Annotated in this window: 1 protein-coding gene; it reads left to right on the forward strand. The window is 75.1% G+C overall.

Translation table 11 applies throughout. The annotated features are described in order from the left end of the window. A partial coding sequence (locus HTV45_RS35360; RefSeq protein WP_251693413.1) for an Ig-like domain-containing protein occupies positions 1-362 on the forward strand: 362 nt, incomplete at both ends.

Raw genomic sequence — 362 nt, forward strand, 5'->3', positions numbered from 1 at the left:
CGCAGGCGGCCGCACCAAGGCCGACCCGGACAAGCCCCTCGAGGTCACCGCCACCGGCAGGGGACGGCTGACCGACGTCGTCGCCGTCGACGCCTCCGGACGCCGGGTCGCCGGCGAACTCTCCGCCGACGGCACCCGCTGGCGCGCGGCGCGGGTCGCGGTGAACACCCCCGAAGGCCCGGTGGAACTGACCGCCGCCCATGTGCTGCGCAATGAGGACACCACCCTGGCCGATTTCCGGCTGGGCCTGATCGGCGCGGTGACCCTGGCCTTCCTGTGTACCGCCGGCCTCGGCTATCTGCTGCTGCGGCGCGGTCTGGCGCCGCTGCGGCGCATCGCCCGCCATGCCGGCGGCATCACCC

It is taken from the genome of Streptomyces sp. CHD11 (genome assembly GCF_018638295.1).
Taxonomy (GTDB): domain Bacteria; phylum Actinomycetota; class Actinomycetes; order Streptomycetales; family Streptomycetaceae; genus Streptomyces.